Consider the following 18,695-nt stretch of genomic DNA (forward strand, 5'->3'; position numbering starts at 1 on the left):
ACAACACCTTTCACACAATTTGGGAGAAGTTGCTAATGTCAGCGCCGATCTTGGTCATCTTTTCTTTCGATACATAGTTGCGCTTGGAGAAACAATCATAATTGCTGCATCTTACGGCATCCAATATGCTTCTGTACACGCCTACAGACAAAGAAAGAGGCAGCCTGCTGTCAGCGTCAAAGAGATTTATGCTCGTATTGAAATCGTCGTATAAGGATTCTGCAAGTTTAGCTAGACTTTCCCACAATCGAATAAAACTTTCCGTAATGAGACCATCACGTAAATCCGCCTGCGTATATCGGAAGCGCTCCATTTCTTCTTCGGGCAAATAAATCCGTTGCTTGCTATGTAAATCTTCGCCAATGTCCCGCAGGATATTCGTTATTTGCATAGCGATGCCTAAATGAATCGCGTATGGACGCAAATCGGCAGTAGCTTTGGAAGCCAGGACTGGTAATAGCATCAAACCTACCGAGCCTGCAACATAATAACTGTACCGTTCAAGCTCATGCATGGTTTTCGGAACGGAAAAATTCAAATCCATCCACTGTCCCGTTAACTGATCGTAGAATGGTTGAATGTCCATTTCATAGGCAGTAAAAACGCTTCTGAGCGAGCGCCACAGAGGATGATCTATCTCCGCCCGATTCCTGAATAAATCGAGCTCTTCCTTTAATCGCTTTAGCGACTCGAGCTTTTCCGTTTGTGGTTGATTTGAATCTGCACATTCGTCTGCAGTTCTGCAAAAAGCATAAATCGCGTAGACAGCATTGGCTTTTTCCGGCGGAAGCTGCGAAAAAGCGTAATAAAAGCTTTTAGAATGTTTTTTGATAATGGTTTCACAATAGGCAAAATCAGCTTGCATTTGCTCTGTGTCCATAACGACCCTCTCCTGACCTTGGGGGTACTCAATTTAATCTTTCTGTTCAGTAAAGCAAGTGTTACGAGTAAGTGTCGCATTATTCAGACGATTATAAAGGAAGAAGAGCTATCTCATCGGTCAATAAGTAACGGCACCATTATGTATATTTTTTCGAGTTTTTATATCTCATTCGGCCTGAATAAAGCGTTTGGTCTCCCTAAACTCCGGGATCTTCGCAGCGCCAATTCCGAATATCGCGATTCTTAACTCCAGTTCAGCTTGTTCTAAAACAAACTCCAGTCTCTTCTCAGATTCATGAGCGGCCTCCAGCAACCCGCGTCCGAATCCGACGAGATTCGCTCCCAGTGCCAATGCTTTGGATGCCTAGAGTCCGTTCGTATTGTCGCCGCTCTCCCGATTAAGTAGTTGTCAGGTAATACAGAACGTACATCCTGTATGCACTCGCCAGTCGGAATTCCCCACTCTGCGAATGTTTCCGCTGCCCAACTAACTATTCATCAGATCACGGGAACGCAGTTTTTCTACTTGGCTCCAAGAGGTGCCTCCTGCACCCAGCCGCTTCGAGTAATAGTTCGGCCGTTCGCTGTTTTAATTCATCTTCTTCTGCAACGCCCAGAACATATGTCCGATCCAACTTCTTATAATGAGGCTCGAGTTCTGTCAATACTTCCGCCGTACTGAAGCCCTCGCCGACATTGTCAAGCGCATATTGAAACCCTTTGCTCTTATAGAAATTCAGGATACGTTTCAAATGCGACAAATCCTCTGTTTCCTCGGTTTGGACCACTTCAAAAACGAACAGCGCAGCTCAATATTCGATCTTGACGTTAATTCTACTGTAGACTTCAAGCAATATTCGGGCGAATAAATAAAAGTTGGTATAAAATTAATAAACGTCTTCGCTCGAAGAGGCGCTGCCGCCTCGACCGCTTTCATTCTGCAAAGCCTATCCAGGGCGTAAAGCCGGCCTCGTGCCTTCGCAGTTGAGAAGACTTGATTTAGATACAGCAAGACCCCATCTTCGCTTATGAATCTAGCTAAAGCTTCAAAGGCATAGATCCGCTCATCAACGTCTACAATCGGTTGAAAATGGTTAACCGTCCTTTATTCGTCTATTAAGTTGTCGACGCAATGCGTTTCAAGAACCGTGAGAAGTTCGGACATCTCCCTCCTTTGTCGTCCCTTTAGCCGAAAAGAAGCTTCTCATTATACAGATGATCGTGATAAAAATCTGCAAGCTCTCGGGCTTCGAACTCTTTAAGCGTTATCGTAATTTTATCTGTTTGTTTCAAAGCGCTACTCCTACTCATAAGTCCGGGTAAATCGCGTATTAATTTGAGAAGCTGAATACCTTCGGGCCTTGAAGTCAAATTACAACTCCTTCATTCCGGATTCCTGGCAGATGATGAACTTCTCTCCACTGCTCTTTGGCTGTCTACTCAGATCGGCTTGGATTCTTTTTCCTTTTTATGGTTATGTATAGGTTTTGAAAATAATTATACAAAACCTATACAAAAATGACAAGAGATGTTTCGAACAAATATTTTTTGCCTTATAACTCTCCTCATTTTGTATCGATTATGTATAATTACATTAAGGAGGGATTGAAGTATGTATAGCATGAAGAGGGCATCGGAGCTTCTAGGCATCCCTGTGGTCACAATCCGTGCCTGGGAGAACCGTTATGGAGTGATCTCCCCAAACCGTAGCAGCGGCGGACATCGTTTGCTAAGCGATGAGGATCTCACCAAACTCAACTTTCTTAAAGACCAAATTCAAAAGAAGGGTTTGAAGATCAGCGAAGCGGTGAAGCTGCTGCAGCAAACCGAGTCTGTCCCTCCGGAACAGACAGAAAAAAAACCACTAAAAGGCCAATCGTACGACAATTTGGTGGACAAGCTATACACCGATTTAATGGATTTCAACTCCCAGCAAGTGGATAAAACAATAGATCTGGCATTTGCATTGTATGACTTTGAGGATACGTTTCGCCACCTAATCGTTCCCGTTCTCTACCGGGTCGGAGCGGAGTGGGAAGCGGGGAAAATCGCCGTTGTTCAGGAGCATTTCGCTTCGGAAACAATACTGCGGAGATTGTCAGCACTGTTTAGGGTATATCCTATTAACCCGAGTCTGCCGGTCGTGTTAGCTTTTTGCCCTGAAGGAGAGCGTCATCATCTCGGACTCATGTCATTCAGCCTTTTCTTGCGCAAACAAGGGGCGAATGTACTGTACTTAGGTCCTGACACTCCTTTTAAGGAGTTGGAAGAGATAATAGAAAGGCAGAATGTATCGTTCATCGCGGTTTCCGTTACAGATTCTCGTTATGTAGACAAGCTTATGGAATGGATTCAAACCGCGGTACAGAGAAACTCTGGATTACGTTTCCTTTTAGGAGGAGCCGCTTTCGACAATCGAGCAGAAAGGCGTACTGTTAAAGCTAATATACGTTATCTGTCTGTTGATGAATGGGAAGATTGGTACCACGCTTAGGTGAAAAGACTTTCGGTTCACCGCATACGGATAGACCCGTTAATTACTCTAATGCTTGACGGGTCTTCGGAACTTTCACCTTTGAGATGACACACATCCTGCCGTTATACTAGAAGTCGTTTCCTCAATGAATTAATGTTCATGAAAGTAAGGTATTGCGGTAATGACTTCATTGATCGTCGCTCCGATTGTAAATGGGGTTATGTAATTTGTCGGATATTTTCTTCAGATTCTGCCTCGTTGCGGACACCTTTGATCTCGGTTAATGGTAAGTGCTTTACATCTCCCACTCGAGATTCTCCATACCGGTGAAACCCATAGCGGACGTGCAACAACAAAGCTTGCGGCAAGAAATGCCTACAGCTCCATTTGTCGCTAAATTTCTTAGAAGCATCCACACTGCTTACTATGTATACTTTATCGGGTGCGAGCTGTTCTTCACCCAAAAATACGGAGTGTGAATGAAGAATCGACGGAGTACCGATATGCCAAGGACTAGAATTTTCCCTCAGTGTCGCTTTAATCCTAATTCCGTTTTTCAAAGCAGCTTTAAACGCGTGAACGAACACCGCAAAATCCCAATAACCAGGCTTTGCCTTAATTCATGGCCACATTAGGAAAATAGTTTTGCGTTAATTTATCTTCATACAATCGCTTGAAGGTGGTTGAGGTGTATTGAAATCCCTGGTCACTATGCAGCAATGGCTTGCTGCCCGAAGCTGTATTTAAAGCCAAATCTATCGTTCGGAATACAAATTCATTGTTGTTAGCATGACCCACTTCATAGGAAAAAATGACGTTATCGTGAAGATCTATTATGGCGTACGCTTTCTGACCGTTCCCATACTTAAACTCCGTTACATCGGTCAGCAATTTCTCGTTGCTTGCCTTTGCATGATATTCACGGTTTAGCAGATGTTCGGCGATTTGTTGTGGAGGGGCGTAGACATATTTCTTTTTCTTTCTACGGATGACCGACTGGCTTCCTTTTATTTTCATCAGACGCTGTATGCGCTTGTGGTTGATTGATCTCTTGGTTCGCCTACTCAGGCTGAGGGTTAGTCGACGGTACCCCCATAGATGCCGCGAACCTCTTCATCCAGGGCAAGCATGCCCTGGGCAAGCTGCCGGTTTTCCATTTCACGAGTGCTAGGCGTATTCTTCAACCATTTGTAGTAGCTGGACCTTGCAATATCTGCGATCTCACACAAAGTCAGCACATGAAACTGGCCTTCCTGCCCACCACCTAATAGCTTCCTCTTGTTTTTTCTCCTTTAGGAAAGCGGAGTCCATATTAGCCGCTTAAATATACATAATAACGCATAATTATACACTTTCGCCGATTTCTCACCAATTTTGAAGTTTTTTTCTCATTAATTTTGAATCTCTTCTCAAAAATTATGACGTCACACAGAGAATAATTTAGGAAATTAAAAAATCCCAGAAACATACCTTGCATACCGAACATATGTTTGTAGTATAATAAAGAACAAACGTTCGTATGGAGGCGAATAAGAATGCCATCATTACAATCAAATCTCAGCAAATATATCGGGATGGCCGTAGTTATGATTTATCAGGACAGGAACGATCGGATAACCAAGAGACAAATCCTTATACAATCCGTTACCCCTACGCATGTACGTGCGACTTGCCTGGAATCAGGTGGGCCACGGCTATTTAAGCTTCACAATATCTTGGCACATGAGCCGGTGATCCGAAATGCCGGTTAAAGATCGGGTCATCATGTTGGCCGATTGTCAAAGCTTTTATGCGTCGGTAGAGAAAGCTTCGCACCCTGAGCATGCGAATAAGCCCATCGTTGTGGGCGCCGATCCAAGTCGCAAATCGGGGATCGTCCTAGCGGCTTGCCCGCTTGCGAAATCTTACGGCGTTTCCACAGCCATGCGGTTAGGTGAAGCTCTTGGGAAGTGCCCTCAGCTCGTCGTGATCCGGCCAAGGATGCAGACGTATATTAACGTATCCTTGCTCATTACGGAGATATACAAGTCATTCACGCCGCTTGTTGAGCCGTTCTCGATTGACGAGCAGTTTCTGGATGTCACCGGATCGGTCTCGCTTTACGGACCTCCGACCGACATCGCGAATCAAATGCAGAATAAGGTGCTGCTCTCAACCGGTGTTTGGACGCGTATCGGCTGCGGGCCAACCAAGATATTGGCGAAAACAGCAACGGACAATTTTGCCAAAAAGCAGCCGGACGGGATCTTTACACTGGATTACGAAAATATGGAAACCGAGTTATGGCCGCTGCCCATCAGCAGCATGTTTATGGTCGCCTCTCGCATGACCGTGCACTTTATACGTATGGGGATTAACACGATTGGCGATTTAGCCAGGATGGAGCTGCATGACTTTAAACGACGGATGCAGCAACGGATGGGCAAACAGAGCGATATTAAGGCCATCTATTACTGGCAGACTGCGCGCGGCATTGACCCCAGCCCTGTCGTAGCCGGCGCGTTTGGCAAGCCGAAGTCGGTCACAAGAGGCCGCGCTTTGCCTTGGGTGCTTTACCAAACCTTAGATGACATTGAGCCGCTCCTGCTCGAACTCGTGATCGAGGTATGCCGCACGAGCCGATACCACAAGTATAAAGGGCGAAAAGTCACCGTCAGCGCGGGTACAACGAATGGGGTTAAATCCAGTGGCTTCAGCCGCCAAACCACTTTAGATAGTTCCACTTGCTTGGAGCATCACATCCTGGCAGCCGCACAGAAATTATTTATGTCACACTGGGACGGTAATCCACTGACTCATCTTGCCGTGGATCTTTCCCAGCTAACAGACAATAGCGTGTACCAACTGGACCTTTTTGAGGACTTACCCAGACAGCATGCACTCGCCGCAACCAAGGATAGAATCAAAGATCGGTTCGGCGAGGCGGCCATTTTAAGCGCCGCATCGCTCCTTAAATCTGGGCAGGCGCGTGAGCGAGCTCAAAAAATTGGAGGGCACTATAAATGAGCAAATTTCTCGAGGGGAATGGCCGTTGGGGCACGAAGTTTATTTCTCCCGAGCATCGTGATCAGCTCAACGAGCTTAACGACCCGGATAAGGGAGCATCCCAAAAGGTCCCTCAGCAGATCCTGATAATGGTACGTGACTCCGTACTTTTACCGATCATGATGACGGTGGTTGAGAACAATCGGCTCGAGATCGAGAGGTCGAACCACTCCTTAAAGACACTTTATTCGGCAGCTGCGAACACACTGTTGAACGCAATCCATGCCGACTTGGCCGGAATTCGCAAAGAATTAAGGGAACATCACATTAAAGTTATTGAGGAAGAACGAGTAGACGATGCCGCACACTATAAATTTTACTATCGAGGGTATGAACATAAATTCGCATTAATGAGGTTTTTAGTGAGGTCTGAAATTAGTACACGGTTAGGAAAATATATCGCCCAGCTCGAGAAGCATTTCAGCGGGCTTATCCATAAGAAATAACGGGTTGAAATAAGACTTTGACCTAAGAAAAGGCAGCTGCCAGCGCTGCCTTTTCACACTTCCGCTATTCACCATTCCATCCGCAGCCGGATCATATCCCGGCAAGGAATCCCGTTCTCCACAATCGGCTCCGCATAATGCTTGACGAAATAGTCCGTCTCCACGCCTACTACGCGGAATCCGCATTTCTGATACAGCCCAAGCTGGTTCAGGCTCGAATTGCCCGTCCCAATCTCAACTGCCCGATACCCTAGCTCCTTGCAACACTGTACCGCATGCTCGATCAACTTCCTGCCGAGACCTCTGCCCTGGCAGTCCTCCCGCACAGCGATGTTCATGATTTCAGCCGTCTTCGGCCGAGTCGCGAGCAGTAAATAAACACCGATCACCTGCCTGTCCTCTTCCAACACCGCGCAGGTGCTTCGTCCAGCGTAAGCGTCAATCGCTTGCCGCTCCGGATCGGCCAGCAGCAGTAGCCTATAAGGCAGTTCTTCGTCTTCACCTATTGAGCGAATTCTCAGTTTAGACATCTGTAGGCGCATCCTTATCCACCAGCGTTAGCTCCAATCCGCCGAACTTCTTCGCAAACGCGCTATACACCAATGCTACTAGCATGCTTAGAGCCCCATAAAAGAAAACAAGAAAGAAAGGTATAACCAAGTAAGGAATTCCTACAACAAGCAGCGTGCCTTTCCCGGTAGCTGCCCCAATTATGGTAATCATCAGACCAATAAACGCCATCAGCGCCATTGGTATGATCATAAGATAAATCGTTGTTTTAAACATGCTCTTCGTACCGATCTCACGAATCTCAACTTTTCTCACCGTGTTAGGCTCCTTTGGTTGTGTTTGCTCTACTAACGCTGCAGCTTCTTTGCAAACCGATAACCCGTAATGGTGTAGCCCCGCTTCTTATAGAATTCATGAGCTTCCAGTCGTTCTTCCTTAATCCCGCTGTTCAAGTAGATAAAATGCCCGCCTTGCTCCTGCACCCACCGCTCCACATGCGCCAGCAGCGCTCGGCCTACGCCGCGGCCTTGAAACTCCTTCTTCGTGACTAGCGAAGATATTTGCGTCTTAATATCACTGCTGACATAGCTGAACTGCATTCGCAGGCCGACCATGCCAACCACCGCCCCTTCGAGCTCGGCCACGAATGTAAAATAATTCGGACTCCCCCCAATATGCGCCATTCGCAGCCTCATATCCTGGGGCGTCGACGGCGATCCCAGATCAGCCATCAGCGCGGTGAGCGACTCCAGATCCGACTCCGACTCATATGGACGAACAATCACCATCCTGACAACCTCCCTATTTCCAAATTAGATCGTATACACCATCAGTTCTTCATCATAATAGATCCCTTTATACTTAAGCGCTCTGCGCTCCAAGCCGTACACCTCGAAGCCCAGCGACAGATATAAGCCCCTCGCCCGCTCGTTGCCCGTGACGACCATGAGATTGATTTGCTCCAGCCCATCCAGCTCGCGCCCCCGGTTCAGCAGCTCCTGCAGAAGCAGTCGTCCAACCCCTTGCCCGCGAGCTGCCGGCGACACGTACATTCCCCACACGAAGCCTTTATGCTGCACCTTGACGGACTCTTCCCTCCGGAACCCGACCATGCCGACAAGCTCTCCAGCCCCCGTGAACGCGCCTAAAACATACTGATCCTCGGTCACCTGAATCCGCGCTTTAACCGATTCCATTGGCGTGCCAACCGATGCCTCATACGTTGCTCCGAATGCTTCCGGACTGTCACGCAGCGCTTCCAGCCGCAATCGCCAGTACGCCTCTACGTCGTCGGGCGTAATCGTTTTGATCACAATCATAGCCAGCCTCCCCTTCCTATTTCCATAAAAGCTTGTGTTCGACCGCACCCTGCCCCTATGATGGAACATAGGCCCGAAACCGCATCCTGCTTAAGGAGTGAACCGAACCCATGTTTATCGTTACCACTGAACGACTAACGCTGCTCCCGATTTCCACCTTGAACGCAAATGATTTTCAAACCTATATCCAAGACAAGAAACATATCGGCCGTTATATCGAACAGTTGAAGCTCGATCCGACGCTGCTTGGCTGGGGCGTGTGGCTGGTGACCGACACCACAACCCGCGAAGTGCTGGGCGACATCGGGTTTAAAGGCACACCAACCGGCGGCATCGCGGAGGTCGGCTACGGTTTCAACCCCTCTGCGCGCAATCAAGGCTATGCGACCGAGAGTGTTCGAGCGCTCCTGGACTGGGCTTTCTCCACTGGCCAAGCCGCGGCGATCGTCGCCGAATGCCTCGCAGACAATCACGCTTCGATCAACGTACTGAAGAAGCTCGGCATGAAACAAACGGACGAGCAAGACGGGATGCTGTACTGGACCTTATCCGCCTAGCGGCTTGCGATACACTTTCGTGCCGCTCCCGTCCATGTAATAGCCCTGGCTGAAGTAGCTCCACCCATACCTCTCATAATAATCGTCAAGGGTTGTACTTAAGTAAAGCTGCGTATAACCCTTGCCTGCAAGCTCCTCTTCCAGATGCTTCATCAGGCGGCTGCCAAGCCCTTTACCCCGGTAAGCAGGATCTACATAAAGACAAGCAAGCCATGGAAACAGATCCTGCCGGCTGATAAGATCATTCCTCAGCACGCCGCAAATGCCGATAAACTGCTCCTTCTCCTGATCGGCAGCCACATAGAATTTGGGCACATCCACATCCGCTTGCAGCGCGTGCACGATGCAGTCGCGATAGAACGCATAATTGTGCTCGCTGCCCCATTGGTTCCAAATATAAGTGATTGCCTCATCGATAAAAGCCTGCGGTTGATCACTCAGCTCCATAATCCGAATCATCCCTCATACGTCCTCCCCGTTCGCGTGACCCAGGCGGCTATGCTGCCGGACAAGCGAAATTCCTGCCGACAAGCAGCCAGAAAATCACGGAATCGATACCCGCCGGCTTGAAATACAGTGCGATGCTGATGCCAAACGACGACAAGCGTACCTTCAAGCAGCACGCGATGGGCCAGCCTGTAGGCGCGATTCACAACTGACAGCCTGCCCTCGCCCAGCTTGTAGAGCGTTTCCGATTGAAACTCGACATGCTTCTCCTCATCCTGCAAAATCTGATCGCACAAGTCCTGCAGCATCTTCGACTTCGTGCTTCGCTGAAGTGCAATATAATAGACCTTCGCGATAATTTCAGCGGTAATCAGCACCATGACAGACAGCTCGAGCCCCGCGAATTGGCGTAATTTGCGAAAAACATGATCCACCCAGTGACCGCGGATGGACGGCAGCTGCTGGCCTTTCATAAAGCGTGCCAAGTCTCTGGCATGACGCTGCTCCTCGCGGATAAAAGCGGTGACCGCCTCATAATAATCGTGATGCCCGGTTCGCTCGGCATAACGCTTCGCCTGATGAATGAGATGTTTGCCCTCGGAGCTCTCGCCGAGCTGAAACTGCTGAATGGATGTCCGAATGCACGCTCGCTCGGCTTCCGTCAGCCGGTACGAATCCGCCCAATCAATCGCCCTTAAATTCTGCTGGTTTTGCAGAAAATAATGCTTCCAAGCCGCAAAATCGACCTTCATCATAGATCCGATGCTCCCGGCTTCCAGCCCATGCTTTGGCTCCAATTGCCGGCCCTGCGCATGATGGCCCAGATGTAAGGATCCTTCTCATCGACGTAGCGCTGCCGATCGTGCGCGAACTGCGCCATCAGGTTCATTTTCACATTCGCATAGCCGTCCGCTTCATCTGGATGCGCTCTCAGATAATCGCGGAAAAGCAGCGCAAATTGCTCACCGAAGCTGCCCGCTTCCCGTACATGAATATGCGTGCGACGCGTACCCGCTCCTTCTCTGAAGTAGCGTTTGGTGCGCTCCGGATTATCCGCTCTGAACACGCAGCCCAGCTGTTCAAAACCATGACGATACACATCTACCGGCTCAAGGGAGCGGACCGAAACTTGAATATCGATCACAGGCTTGGCTGCCAGTCCGGGAACCGACGTAGAGCCGATATGGTCAATGCGCAGCGCGGTTTCGCCAAGGGCCTCGCGCAGTCGCAGGCCAATCTCCCGAAACTCGCTTACCCACCCTTGATCATAAGGAACCACAATAATCGGATCGCTCACTGCCGATGGCCTCCCCCGCCTGCCTCTTCGCCAACGCCTACTGCCTTAACGATGCGAAAACCGCAATTACCGGTCGAGCTGTCCGGCGTATTGGAATTTCGCGCTGCCACCCGGTACCGGTTGCAGTACGATTTGTGACATAAATAAGAGCCCCCGCGCATCGACCGCGCATGCGTCGGCTTCGTATAGTGAGGACTAACCTCTGATGTAACCCGGTGATACTGCGGCGTGAACCAGTCGCTGCACCACTCCCACACATTGCCGGACATATTGTACAGCCCGTACCCGTTCGGCTTATAAGCATCTACGGGCGCGGTTCCGTGGTAGCCGTCGCTTGCATTATTTTTGACCGGAAACTTTCCTTGCCAAATGTTGCAGAGATGTTCGGTATCCGGTTTCAGCAAATCCCCCCATGGGTATCGCCGTTGTACCAAACCGCCTCTTGCCGCATATTCCCACTCCGCCTCGGTCGGCAGTCGCCCGCCTCGCCAAGCGCAATAAGCTGCCGCATCGTTCCAAGACACATGCACGACCGGATGCTCTGCCCGCTCCGTGATCGTGGAATCCGGCCCTTCAGGCTGCGCCCAATACGCGCCGTTAACCGCGAGCCACCATGGCGTGCCTTGAGGTGCGCCGGCCGCTGCTTCACGGGTCGCATCGGACGCCAGAAGGTGAAACACATACGACCAGCCGAACTTCTCCGCTTCCGTCACATAGCCGGTCGCTGCCACAAACTGAGCAAACTGCGCATTCGTAACCGCATAACGAGAGATGCAGAAGGCATCCAGCTTCACATTGCGGATCGGACCTTCGCCATCCTGCGGAAATCCTTCCGCATCCTCGGTACCCATCAGAAACTCCCCTGCGGGAATGAGCACCATGTTCTCGTCAGCCTGTGCAGACGGCGCTAACCCCGACTCCGGCTCCGGTAATTGCTGCCGTTGATCGGTACTCTCGCTGCGCTCGCTTGGCACTTCCGCCGCCGACGCCTCCACAGCCGCATCGCCTCTGCTTGCGCAGCAGCAGGACTTCAGTTGTTCAGCCATCTCTGTCATCTCCTTGCTTATAGGAATCGGCTGCCGAGATCGGCACCCGTTATAGACGCTTCCAAGGGAATATTATACAATACCTGTAAATCTATCGATACGTTTCAAGAGGATAGGAGAGATGCAAATTGACCACGAATACTTCGAAACGACCGAACATTCTGTTTATCATGTCAGATGACCACGCCTCTCACGCCATCAGCGCCTATGGGAGCCAAATCAATGTAACACCGAATATTGACCGCATCGCGGAAGGCGGCATGCGTCTGGACAACTGCTTCTGCACCAATTCGATTTGTACGCCGAGCCGCGCAGCCATTCTAACGGGACAATATAATCATATCAATGGGGTCAAGACGCTCGCCGACCCGCTTGATGGACGCATGACGACCTTTCCCAAACTGCTGCAGAAAGACGGCTACCAAACCGCGATTGTCGGCAAATGGCATCTCGGCCACGGTGGTCACTACGATCCGACCGGGTTCGACTATTGGAGCGTTCTTCCCGACCAAGGCGAGTATCACAATCCCGTCATGATCGAAATGGGCGTTTCTCAGCGATTTGATGGTTATGTAACCGATATTATTACCGATAAATCATTGCATTGGCTGAAGAACCGCGATAAAGAACGGCCGTTCATGCTCATGTGTCACCACAAGGCCCCTCATCGTCACTGGGAGCCGGATAAGAAGCATATGCACTTATATGAAGATATCGATATTCCGGAGCCGGAAACCTTTTACGACGATTATGCCACTCGCTCTCAGGCTGCCGTGAATGCTAAGATGCGCATCGAAGATCTGCACGAATTGGATACGAAAGGCGCTCCGCCCGCTGGACTAACCCCTGAACAGGAGAAGCAGTGGAAATATCAGCGCTACATCAAGGATTACTTGCGCTGCATTGCCTCCGTCGACGACAATGTCGGCCGATTGCTCGATTATTTGGATGAAGAGGACGAAACCAACGATACGATTATCATCTACACGTCCGACCAAGGTTTCTTCTTAGGCGACCACGGCTGGTTCGATAAACGATTTATGTATGAGGAATCGCTGCGCATGCCATTCCTAATTCGTTACCCTAGGGCCATCCAAGCCGGGACGGTCAGCGACACGATGATCTTGAACGTCGACTTCGCGCCCACCTTCCTGGACTACGCCGCCCTCCCGATCCCGGAGACGATGCAAGGCCGCAGTATCAGATCCGTACTGAGCGCCGAAACACCTGCGGACTGGAGAACCTCGATGTACTACCGTTACTGGATGCATCTGGACGGTGCCCATGAGGTGTACGCCCATTATGGAATGAGAACGCAGCGTTATAAGCTTATTTATTACTATGCCGAAGCGCTCGGCACTACAGGCTCCCGCGACGAATCCAAGCCGCCGGAATGGGAATTGTTTGATCTGGCCGAGGACCCGTACGAGCTGCGCAACGTCTACTATTCTCCGGACTATGAGCAGCTTGTTAAAGCGCTCACGCTTGAGATGGAACAGCTGATGCGCGACGTCGGAGATGAAGCGCTGCACTAGCTTGCTGCTTGTAAAACGAATCGATTTACGACGAAACTCAGCCCCGCAAGTCGGGGCTGAGTTCATAAGGAGGCCACATCATGCCCTACCAATACGACGGCATCGACCATGTTCAGCTCGCAGCTCCCGAAGGCTGCGAATCAGCGGCTCGCAGCTTCTACGCCGACGTGCTCGGCTGGACGGAGCTCCCTAAGCCGGAGCCGCTGCGGCAACGCGGCGGCGTATGGTTTCAATGCGGCCGCCATCAGGTCCATATCGGGGTGCAGCGGGATTTTGTCCCCGCGACCAAAGCGCATCCGGCCTTCCACGTTCGCGGCATCCAAGCGTTGCGTGAGCATCTGCTTCGCAATCAGATTCAAGTCATCGACGATGAGGCTCGGGCAGACGAAGGTGTCACGCGTTTCTATGCGGCTGATCCTTTCGGCAATCGTCTAGAGTTTCTGGAGTGGCAATAACGGCCGCCTTTAAATACCGAAAGAGCCTATGTGTAGAACGTCATATGCGGCTTCGTGTTTCGGTAATGTGCCAATCGCTCCTCCAGCGTTCCCGTGTGCAACTCGAACTTATGTCCATCCGGGTCGGCAAAATAGATCGATCGACGATCCTCTGCTTCCCTTGACCGGCCCGGCAACATGTTCACCCCAAGCCCTTCCAGCTTCGCTAGCCAAGCATCGAAGTCCGCTTCCGCAATCGTGAACGCCATATGCGTGTAGGACTGATGAATTTCATGTCGCGGGATGTCCCGCTCTTCGTTCAAGGCAACCCACAAACCGAACAAGTCAAAATAAGCAAGTGAACGCCCGACCACCAGCAGCTTGGCGCCAAACACCTGCTCATAGAAGGAAACGGAACGCTCCAAACTGGACACAGAGAAACAAAGATGATTGATCCGTTCTGGCTGCATAGGCATCTCCTCCGGCATAAACCTCTACTTATTTAAACAAGCCCTCAATTTGGCCACGAGGACTCCTTCTTTCAATAAGCAATCCGCATACGGCATAATCGCAAAATACGAAAATGCCTTCTCTTCCCCAAGCGTGCAAGCGTCGTACAAAATACTAATATCGAACGTTTTGCGTATTTTGCCGCCGTTCGCCAGAACCGCTGCCTTCAATGCATCGTACAACTTTTGATTGTCAAAAGCACGCTCCAGCGCAAACCGCCCGGCCATGCTGTTCCACCAAGCAAAGAAGGATCGATAAATGTCGTCATAGTGGCGATCGCTGCCTGCCTCTTGCACGAACAGCCTCTCGTACACCAGCTCCCTGTGCGCTTTGAACATGTTCAAATCATGAAAGGGCTCCTCGGCTATACGAGTTGAAGCGGCTTCCGCCCACACTTTCGCAAACTCCCTCTCAAAATCAGCCAAGAACGGAATCTTTCGTTCCGAAAGATAAGGAAATCTATAGCGCTCCTCACCCTGCCCGCTTCGTTGGTTTAAATACAGATTTTGAATGTACACCAGGAAATTCAAGGTATAAGCCGTATCACTTCTCATCATCAAGGATGGCGACATCTCGTTCCCACCTCACTCACTAACTCATGTAGATTCGAACTAGGCTTGAAGCTTCGCCAGCAGCTCGGCAAATCGCTCAAACAGCTCCTTCGCCCCAGCTTCCATCCCCGATTGAATCACACCATCGCGGGCGGCAAGCGACGGGAATATCGATTGCTCGGTCAGCTTTGTTTTGCCGCCCGGGAGCTCTTCGAAAGTCACTACAACAAGACCGGCTTGACCCGGCATGCCTTCAAATTCGAATGTCTGTACAAGTCGCTCAGGTGCAACGCTCTCATGATAGACCCCGCTAAATGCGTATTCATTGCCTTTGCTGTCATGCTGCACGTACCGCCATACGCCGCCCTTTCTGACATCCATTTGGTCAACCGTCGTGGTTAACCGTCTCGGCCCCCACCACTCCGCGATCGTATTCGGATCGGTATAAGTCTTGAAAACAAGCTCGCGCGGCGCGTCGAACGTAACGCTCATAAAGTACTCTTGTTTGCCCGGCTCGGCAATCAACGTTGTTTGGATCATTTTGCGAACAGCTCCTTTGTATGGGGTCAAGTTATGACATGTTATTAGCATACCTGTCCAGTTGATGATCTTCAACCAAGGTAATAGATCTCTTCGTGCGGGCGTATTCCATAATATGCTTACTCATGTTGGGGTACAGCGTCACGGTTTCGAGCTCCTGAAGACTTACCCAGCGCACTCCCACCTGCATCGGATCAGGGGAGTCCGGCAATCCGGGCACCGATCCCTCTTGAATCGCACAGTCAAAAATAAGATGAAGACAAGGCGTCTCCGAATCATACTCCCCCGACTGCCGATGCGGTGCAAACTCGTACACGAACGCGATCGGCCCGATATCGATCTCGGCATTGGCTTCTTCGCGCAGTTCGCGAACCAGCGTTTCCGTAACGGATTCACCCGGCTCGGCACCTCCGCCCGGAAGATTATAATGAAGCCGATCCTTATGCTCGCTGTATTCGATGAGCAGAACATGATCATTCTCGATAATTAGAGCGGTTGGTCTGACTCGAATCGGAAACGACATCTTGCCGTAACCCTCCCTTTTAGATGGTTTTCCAACCTATCGCCGATTCCGGCAGCAGCTGTTCCCCAATTTGAATTTCCTTGGTCGCGATGAATTCGCCGCCAAGCCTGGTATAGAAATGCAGGGAGGGGTTGTCTTTCAATACCCAGAGCATGAGCGAGGAGTAGGATCTGGCCTTCATCGTGTCCCGTGCAGCAGCGAACAGCCGTCTACCGTGGCCTTGACCCTGCGCTTCTTGCAGCAGATAGATGGCATACACCTCTGCTTCATAGCCCCAATCCGGCTCGCGGCTCTTCCCGGCATCGACAAAGCCAATAATACGGCCGTTCGCCTCTTCGGCCACAAGCGTAATTTGATCGGGGTGGGGATTGTTGAAGGCCCATGATCTGTTGCGCATGCGACCTTCCAAAGTCAGCCCAGCCAGATAAGAATCTGAAACCAGACCGGCATACGTCGTCCGCCAACTTTCCAGATGGACCTTGGCGATTCCTTCACAGTCAGCAATGGACGCTTCGCGAATGTTCATCCGACCACCTGCCTTTTCGAAAAATAAATAGACCATTACCAGAATTGGTAACGGTATTTCGAGCATCTAGAAAATAATCGGGTCCTGCAAGCGCGACCACTGCATGATCGGCTCTTGTTCATCGTTTAGAGCGATTGTGCCGACCATCACCTCATCGGAGTGACGGTGAGCGAAGTAATGCTGCAGCATAAAATGGATGATTTTCGAGGTTCGCAGGTTCAGCAGCTCCCCCTCTTCGACCCACATCAGCTCGCCTTCCTCAGAAGGCACATATTGCCTATCGCTTGTCCGTCCAAAATAAACAAATTGCTGCCGGATCTCGCCTTCCTTCACCCGCAGCAAAACATAGCCGAGCTTCAGCTCATGGATGTTCTGATCAGATATGCCTGATTCCTCTTCAATCTCCCGGAGGCAGGCTGTCTTCGGATCGTTAAGCTCATTTGGCTCCAGATGCCCGCCTAGCCCGGAATAAAACTCATGCGGATAGAGCCTGCTGCCCGTTTTCTTCATCATCAAGACATGGTTGTCATTGAACAAGAATACCGTTGCCATTTGTCTTAGCTCCATGGGGACTTCCTTTCGCCTGTTTCGTTCGCCTACCAAAGTTCCTTCATCAGATCTGTTGGACTCAGCAGTTTGCTATACTCGCTTTGCACATAGGTGTTGAACCAGAAGGCATGATACACGCGCATCCCTGCTCTCGAAGCTCCCTCCAATTCATTGGATCCTCCATCGCCGACGAAGACGCATTCCTCAGGTTTCACATGCAATCGCTCGCAGGCGAGCTCATAGATTCTGGCATCCGGCTTGCTGCATTTGGTGTCAAAGGAAAACACAACCTCATCGAAAAACGCCGATATAGGGGATTCCGGCCAATAGGTCACCTCTTCTTCCGTGCAATTGCTGATTAAGCCGAGCTTGATCGGATGGCTGCGAAGCTCCGTTAACAGTTCCATAATCTCACCGCGAATCGCGTGGAAAGGGAGCATCTTCTCTTCTATTCGCGATTGATATAAATAGCGAATCGAGTCCTCATTAATCTGCAAGTCTCTTGCTTGCGCGATGTCTTTAAGCGCTTCCTCGTAGGAGGCGAAATGCCCATTCATGCGCTTCTCTTGGCGCAGGCTCCACTCTTTCTTAAAGTCTGCGTTCGAGAGGCCCAGCAGCGCACTGTAATCGTAGTTCCGCTTCGACATTCTTTTGCCCTGCTCAAATTCCGTGATTAAGGTTTCAAATAAATCGAAAAACACAGCCTTAACGGTCACGCGGTCGCCTCCAAACGATGGTTGAACTTCTTCTTTGAGCTGCCCTGGATGGTTCGATCCGCTATCTCGTCACAGAAGCCGGAACAGTTCGCTGAGTTGATCAATCGTATGTAATGGTTTGGCCTTCAAAGCATCGTTCCAGTTATGCTTGCCACGAATCCATATCGTTCCCATCCCCGACATCGATGCTCCTTCAATATCATTGATTGGATGGTCTCCGACATACATACATTCTTCAGGTGCTACTTGAAGTTTATCGATCGCCATTTGGAAAATTCGCGCATCCGGCTTCTTCACCCCAGCCTCTTCGGACACGATAATGAACTCAAAAGCATCCCGAATTCCCAATCGATCTATCTTTCCGTACTGGACGGCATTTCTCCCATTGGTGATTAACCCTGTTCGATAGTTCTCTCTTATGTGAGAGATGACGTCCGTAGCTTGATCCATTAATACGGCGTGTTTGATAAACTCACGTTTATAGTACTCTGCTAAATCCGCATGGGTGAGCGTTTCTCGCCATGGCAGTTCTGCAAGCAGCTCAGCAAATAACACATTTCTGTCCTTGTAGCCATCTAGATCCAGCTCCATCATTCGGTCATAGACGGGCTGAGTCGATTCGAGGTGTTTGAAGTAATGACCCAGGAACGCATGCGTAAAATCGCTAAACATTCGGGTTCGATCGAGAATCGTATTATCCAAATCAAAAATAACAGCTTTAATCGAATTCTGCATTGGCGCCCCCCGGATCAGTAGTCGAATTGAACAGCTCTTCACCTAACCACG

At 50.1% G+C, this 18,695-nt stretch carries 26 protein-coding genes; 6 read left to right on the plus strand and 20 right to left on the minus strand.

Annotated elements, in window-relative coordinates; genetic code table 11:
• Positions 1–10: 10 nt before the first annotated feature.
• Together I8J30_RS20405 and I8J30_RS34295 are read right to left on the minus strand one after the other, a co-directional pair.
• Positions 11–880, minus strand: coding sequence for a phytoene/squalene synthase family protein (locus I8J30_RS20405; protein ID WP_210661267.1), 870 nt, complete (start codon positions 878–880; stop codon positions 11–13).
• A 505-nt stretch (positions 881–1,385) separates the two neighbouring features.
• A complete protein-coding gene (locus tag I8J30_RS34295; protein ID WP_420831240.1) occupies positions 1,386–1,670 on the minus strand; it encodes an EAL domain-containing protein in 285 nt (94 codons plus the stop codon).
• Positions 1,671–2,494: 824 nt separating this feature from the next.
• On the opposite strand from I8J30_RS34295, the gene I8J30_RS20425 reads away from it, so the two are divergent.
• Positions 2,495–3,376: a MerR family transcriptional regulator gene (locus tag I8J30_RS20425; protein ID WP_210661271.1), complete on the plus strand. Its 882-nt coding sequence runs from the start codon at positions 2,495–2,497 to the stop codon at positions 3,374–3,376.
• A gap of 597 nt (positions 3,377–3,973) precedes the next feature.
• Here I8J30_RS20425 and I8J30_RS20430 read toward each other — a convergent pair.
• Entirely contained in the window at positions 3,974–4,375 is a 402-nt protein-coding gene (locus I8J30_RS20430; RefSeq protein ID WP_210661273.1) for a DDE-type integrase/transposase/recombinase, read from the minus strand.
• Positions 4,376–4,434: 59 nt separating this feature from the next.
• Positions 4,435–4,596 (minus strand): hypothetical protein, encoded by a 162-nt coding sequence (locus tag I8J30_RS20435; protein ID WP_210661275.1) that lies wholly within the window; start codon positions 4,594–4,596, stop codon positions 4,435–4,437.
• A gap of 502 nt (positions 4,597–5,098) precedes the next feature.
• Here I8J30_RS20435 and I8J30_RS20440 point away from each other — a divergent pair.
• Positions 5,099–6,364, plus strand: coding sequence for a DNA polymerase IV (locus tag I8J30_RS20440; protein WP_210661277.1), 1,266 nt, complete (start codon positions 5,099–5,101; stop codon positions 6,362–6,364).
• Complete coding sequence (locus I8J30_RS20445) at positions 6,361–6,849, plus strand: YhjD family protein (protein WP_240548231.1); 489 nt, start codon at positions 6,361–6,363, stop codon at positions 6,847–6,849. The genes I8J30_RS20440 and I8J30_RS20445 overlap by 4 nt, the downstream gene beginning before the upstream one ends.
• A gap of 68 nt (positions 6,850–6,917) precedes the next feature.
• Here I8J30_RS20445 and I8J30_RS20450 read toward each other — a convergent pair whose 3' ends face one another.
• The 4 genes from I8J30_RS20450 to I8J30_RS20465 are packed head-to-tail and all read right to left on the minus strand — an operon-like array spanning position 6,918 to position 8,678.
• A complete protein-coding gene (locus tag I8J30_RS20450; RefSeq protein WP_210661279.1) occupies positions 6,918–7,379 on the minus strand; it encodes a GNAT family N-acetyltransferase in 462 nt (153 codons plus the stop codon).
• Positions 7,372–7,674: a fatty acid desaturase family protein gene (locus I8J30_RS20455; protein WP_210661280.1), complete on the minus strand. Its 303-nt coding sequence runs from the start codon at positions 7,672–7,674 to the stop codon at positions 7,372–7,374. The genes I8J30_RS20450 and I8J30_RS20455 overlap by 8 nt, the downstream gene beginning before the upstream one ends.
• 32 nt (positions 7,675–7,706) lie before the next feature.
• Positions 7,707–8,147, minus strand: coding sequence for a GNAT family N-acetyltransferase (locus I8J30_RS20460; RefSeq protein ID WP_210661283.1), 441 nt, complete (start codon positions 8,145–8,147; stop codon positions 7,707–7,709).
• A gap of 24 nt (positions 8,148–8,171) precedes the next feature.
• On the minus strand, positions 8,172–8,678 hold the full coding sequence (locus I8J30_RS20465) for a GNAT family N-acetyltransferase (protein WP_210661285.1): 507 nt from the start codon (positions 8,676–8,678) through the stop codon (positions 8,172–8,174).
• A gap of 110 nt (positions 8,679–8,788) precedes the next feature.
• Here I8J30_RS20465 and I8J30_RS20470 point away from each other — a divergent pair, with 110 nt between their 5' ends.
• Complete coding sequence (locus I8J30_RS20470; RefSeq protein ID WP_210661287.1) at positions 8,789–9,235, plus strand: GNAT family N-acetyltransferase; 447 nt, start codon at positions 8,789–8,791, stop codon at positions 9,233–9,235.
• On the opposite strand, the gene I8J30_RS20475 is transcribed toward I8J30_RS20470, so the two are convergent.
• Genes I8J30_RS20475 through I8J30_RS20490 form a run of 4 tightly spaced genes read right to left on the minus strand, consistent with a single transcriptional unit; the run spans position 9,224 to position 11,860 of the window.
• Complete coding sequence (locus tag I8J30_RS20475) at positions 9,224–9,694, minus strand: GNAT family N-acetyltransferase (RefSeq protein WP_210661289.1); 471 nt, start codon at positions 9,692–9,694, stop codon at positions 9,224–9,226. The two genes, I8J30_RS20470 and I8J30_RS20475, sit on opposite strands and share 12 nt — an antisense overlap.
• A complete protein-coding gene (locus I8J30_RS20480; protein ID WP_210661291.1) occupies positions 9,691–10,437 on the minus strand; it encodes a hypothetical protein in 747 nt (248 codons plus the stop codon). Before I8J30_RS20480 ends, I8J30_RS20475 begins: the two co-directional genes overlap by 4 nt.
• Positions 10,434–10,979, minus strand: coding sequence for a GrpB family protein (locus I8J30_RS20485; RefSeq protein WP_210661293.1), 546 nt, complete (start codon positions 10,977–10,979; stop codon positions 10,434–10,436). The genes I8J30_RS20480 and I8J30_RS20485 overlap by 4 nt, the downstream gene beginning before the upstream one ends.
• The gene (locus tag I8J30_RS20490) at positions 10,976–11,860 is read right to left on the minus strand and encodes a formylglycine-generating enzyme family protein (RefSeq protein ID WP_240548252.1); all 885 of its coding nucleotides are present in this window, start codon (positions 11,858–11,860) and stop codon (positions 10,976–10,978) included. The genes I8J30_RS20485 and I8J30_RS20490 overlap by 4 nt, the downstream gene beginning before the upstream one ends.
• A gap of 293 nt (positions 11,861–12,153) precedes the next feature.
• Here I8J30_RS20490 and I8J30_RS20495 point away from each other — a divergent pair, with 293 nt between their 5' ends.
• Entirely contained in the window at positions 12,154–13,560 is a 1,407-nt protein-coding gene (locus I8J30_RS20495) for a sulfatase family protein (protein WP_210661297.1), read from the plus strand.
• A gap of 80 nt (positions 13,561–13,640) precedes the next feature.
• Positions 13,641–14,015, plus strand: a complete 375-nt coding sequence (locus I8J30_RS20500) for a VOC family protein (protein WP_210661298.1) — start codon at positions 13,641–13,643, stop codon at positions 14,013–14,015.
• A 26-nt stretch (positions 14,016–14,041) separates the two neighbouring features.
• Here the strand turns inward: I8J30_RS20500 and fosB are convergent, their stop codons facing one another.
• The 8 genes from fosB to I8J30_RS20540 form a co-directional block, all read right to left on the minus strand.
• Positions 14,042–14,464 carry a metallothiol transferase FosB gene (gene fosB / locus I8J30_RS20505; protein WP_210661300.1) on the minus strand — a complete coding sequence of 141 codons (423 nt, stop codon included), beginning with the start codon at positions 14,462–14,464 and terminating at the stop codon, positions 14,042–14,044.
• 24 nt (positions 14,465–14,488) lie between these two features.
• Positions 14,489–15,076: a hypothetical protein gene (locus I8J30_RS20510; RefSeq protein ID WP_210661303.1), complete on the minus strand. Its 588-nt coding sequence runs from the start codon at positions 15,074–15,076 to the stop codon at positions 14,489–14,491.
• A 39-nt stretch (positions 15,077–15,115) separates the two neighbouring features.
• Positions 15,116–15,595, minus strand: coding sequence for an SRPBCC family protein (locus I8J30_RS20515; protein ID WP_210661305.1), 480 nt, complete (start codon positions 15,593–15,595; stop codon positions 15,116–15,118).
• A gap of 31 nt (positions 15,596–15,626) precedes the next feature.
• Entirely contained in the window at positions 15,627–16,118 is a 492-nt protein-coding gene (locus tag I8J30_RS20520) for an NUDIX domain-containing protein (protein WP_210661307.1), read from the minus strand.
• A 19-nt stretch (positions 16,119–16,137) separates the two neighbouring features.
• Positions 16,138–16,644: a GNAT family N-acetyltransferase gene (locus I8J30_RS20525; RefSeq protein WP_210661309.1), complete on the minus strand. Its 507-nt coding sequence runs from the start codon at positions 16,642–16,644 to the stop codon at positions 16,138–16,140.
• Positions 16,645–16,710: 66 nt separating this feature from the next.
• Positions 16,711–17,196, minus strand: a complete 486-nt coding sequence (locus I8J30_RS20530; protein ID WP_210661311.1) for an NUDIX domain-containing protein — start codon at positions 17,194–17,196, stop codon at positions 16,711–16,713.
• 44 nt (positions 17,197–17,240) lie between these two features.
• A complete protein-coding gene (locus I8J30_RS20535) occupies positions 17,241–17,909 on the minus strand; it encodes an HAD family hydrolase (protein WP_210661312.1) in 669 nt (222 codons plus the stop codon).
• Between the two features lie 69 nt (positions 17,910–17,978).
• Positions 17,979–18,644: an HAD family hydrolase gene (locus I8J30_RS20540; RefSeq protein ID WP_210661314.1), complete on the minus strand. Its 666-nt coding sequence runs from the start codon at positions 18,642–18,644 to the stop codon at positions 17,979–17,981.
• Between the last annotated feature and the right edge of the window lie 51 nt (positions 18,645–18,695).

The sequence above is a fragment of the Paenibacillus lignilyticus genome, assembly GCF_017942085.1.
GTDB classification, from domain to species: Bacteria; Bacillota; Bacilli; order Paenibacillales; family Paenibacillaceae; genus Paenibacillus_Z; species Paenibacillus_Z lignilyticus.

Bases quoted from the DNA above. Each gene is read 5' to 3' on its own strand.
- I8J30_RS20405 (WP_210661267.1), bottom strand. From the start codon at position 880: ATGGACACAGAGCAAATGCAAGCTGATTTTGCCTATTGTGAAACCATT.
- I8J30_RS20425 (WP_210661271.1), top strand. From the start codon at position 2,495: ATGTATAGCATGAAGAGGGCATCGGAGCTTCTAGGCATCCCTGTGGTC.
- I8J30_RS20430 (WP_210661273.1), bottom strand. From the start codon at position 4,375: ATGAAAATAAAAGGAAGCCAGTCGGTCATCCGTAGAAAGAAAAAGAAA.
- I8J30_RS20440 (WP_210661277.1), top strand. From the start codon at position 5,099: ATGCCGGTTAAAGATCGGGTCATCATGTTGGCCGATTGTCAAAGCTTT.
- I8J30_RS20445 (WP_240548231.1), top strand. From the start codon at position 6,361: ATGAGCAAATTTCTCGAGGGGAATGGCCGTTGGGGCACGAAGTTTATT.
- I8J30_RS20450 (WP_210661279.1), bottom strand. From the start codon at position 7,379: ATGTCTAAACTGAGAATTCGCTCAATAGGTGAAGACGAAGAACTGCCT.
- I8J30_RS20460 (WP_210661283.1), bottom strand. From the start codon at position 8,147: ATGGTGATTGTTCGTCCATATGAGTCGGAGTCGGATCTGGAGTCGCTC.
- I8J30_RS20465 (WP_210661285.1), bottom strand. From the start codon at position 8,678: ATGATTGTGATCAAAACGATTACGCCCGACGACGTAGAGGCGTACTGG.
- I8J30_RS20470 (WP_210661287.1), top strand. From the start codon at position 8,789: ATGTTTATCGTTACCACTGAACGACTAACGCTGCTCCCGATTTCCACC.
- I8J30_RS20475 (WP_210661289.1), bottom strand. From the start codon at position 9,694: ATGATTCGGATTATGGAGCTGAGTGATCAACCGCAGGCTTTTATCGAT.
- I8J30_RS20480 (WP_210661291.1), bottom strand. From the start codon at position 10,437: ATGATGAAGGTCGATTTTGCGGCTTGGAAGCATTATTTTCTGCAAAAC.
- I8J30_RS20490 (WP_240548252.1), bottom strand. From the start codon at position 11,860: ATGGTGCTCATTCCCGCAGGGGAGTTTCTGATGGGTACCGAGGATGCG.
- I8J30_RS20500 (WP_210661298.1), top strand. From the start codon at position 13,641: ATGCCCTACCAATACGACGGCATCGACCATGTTCAGCTCGCAGCTCCC.
- fosB (WP_210661300.1), bottom strand. From the start codon at position 14,464: ATGCAGCCAGAACGGATCAATCATCTTTGTTTCTCTGTGTCCAGTTTG.
- I8J30_RS20510 (WP_210661303.1), bottom strand. From the start codon at position 15,076: ATGTCGCCATCCTTGATGATGAGAAGTGATACGGCTTATACCTTGAAT.
- I8J30_RS20515 (WP_210661305.1), bottom strand. From the start codon at position 15,595: ATGATCCAAACAACGTTGATTGCCGAGCCGGGCAAACAAGAGTACTTT.
- I8J30_RS20520 (WP_210661307.1), bottom strand. From the start codon at position 16,118: ATGTCGTTTCCGATTCGAGTCAGACCAACCGCTCTAATTATCGAGAAT.
- I8J30_RS20525 (WP_210661309.1), bottom strand. From the start codon at position 16,644: ATGAACATTCGCGAAGCGTCCATTGCTGACTGTGAAGGAATCGCCAAG.
- I8J30_RS20530 (WP_210661311.1), bottom strand. From the start codon at position 17,196: ATGGCAACGGTATTCTTGTTCAATGACAACCATGTCTTGATGATGAAG.
- I8J30_RS20540 (WP_210661314.1), bottom strand. From the start codon at position 18,644: ATGCAGAATTCGATTAAAGCTGTTATTTTTGATTTGGATAATACGATT.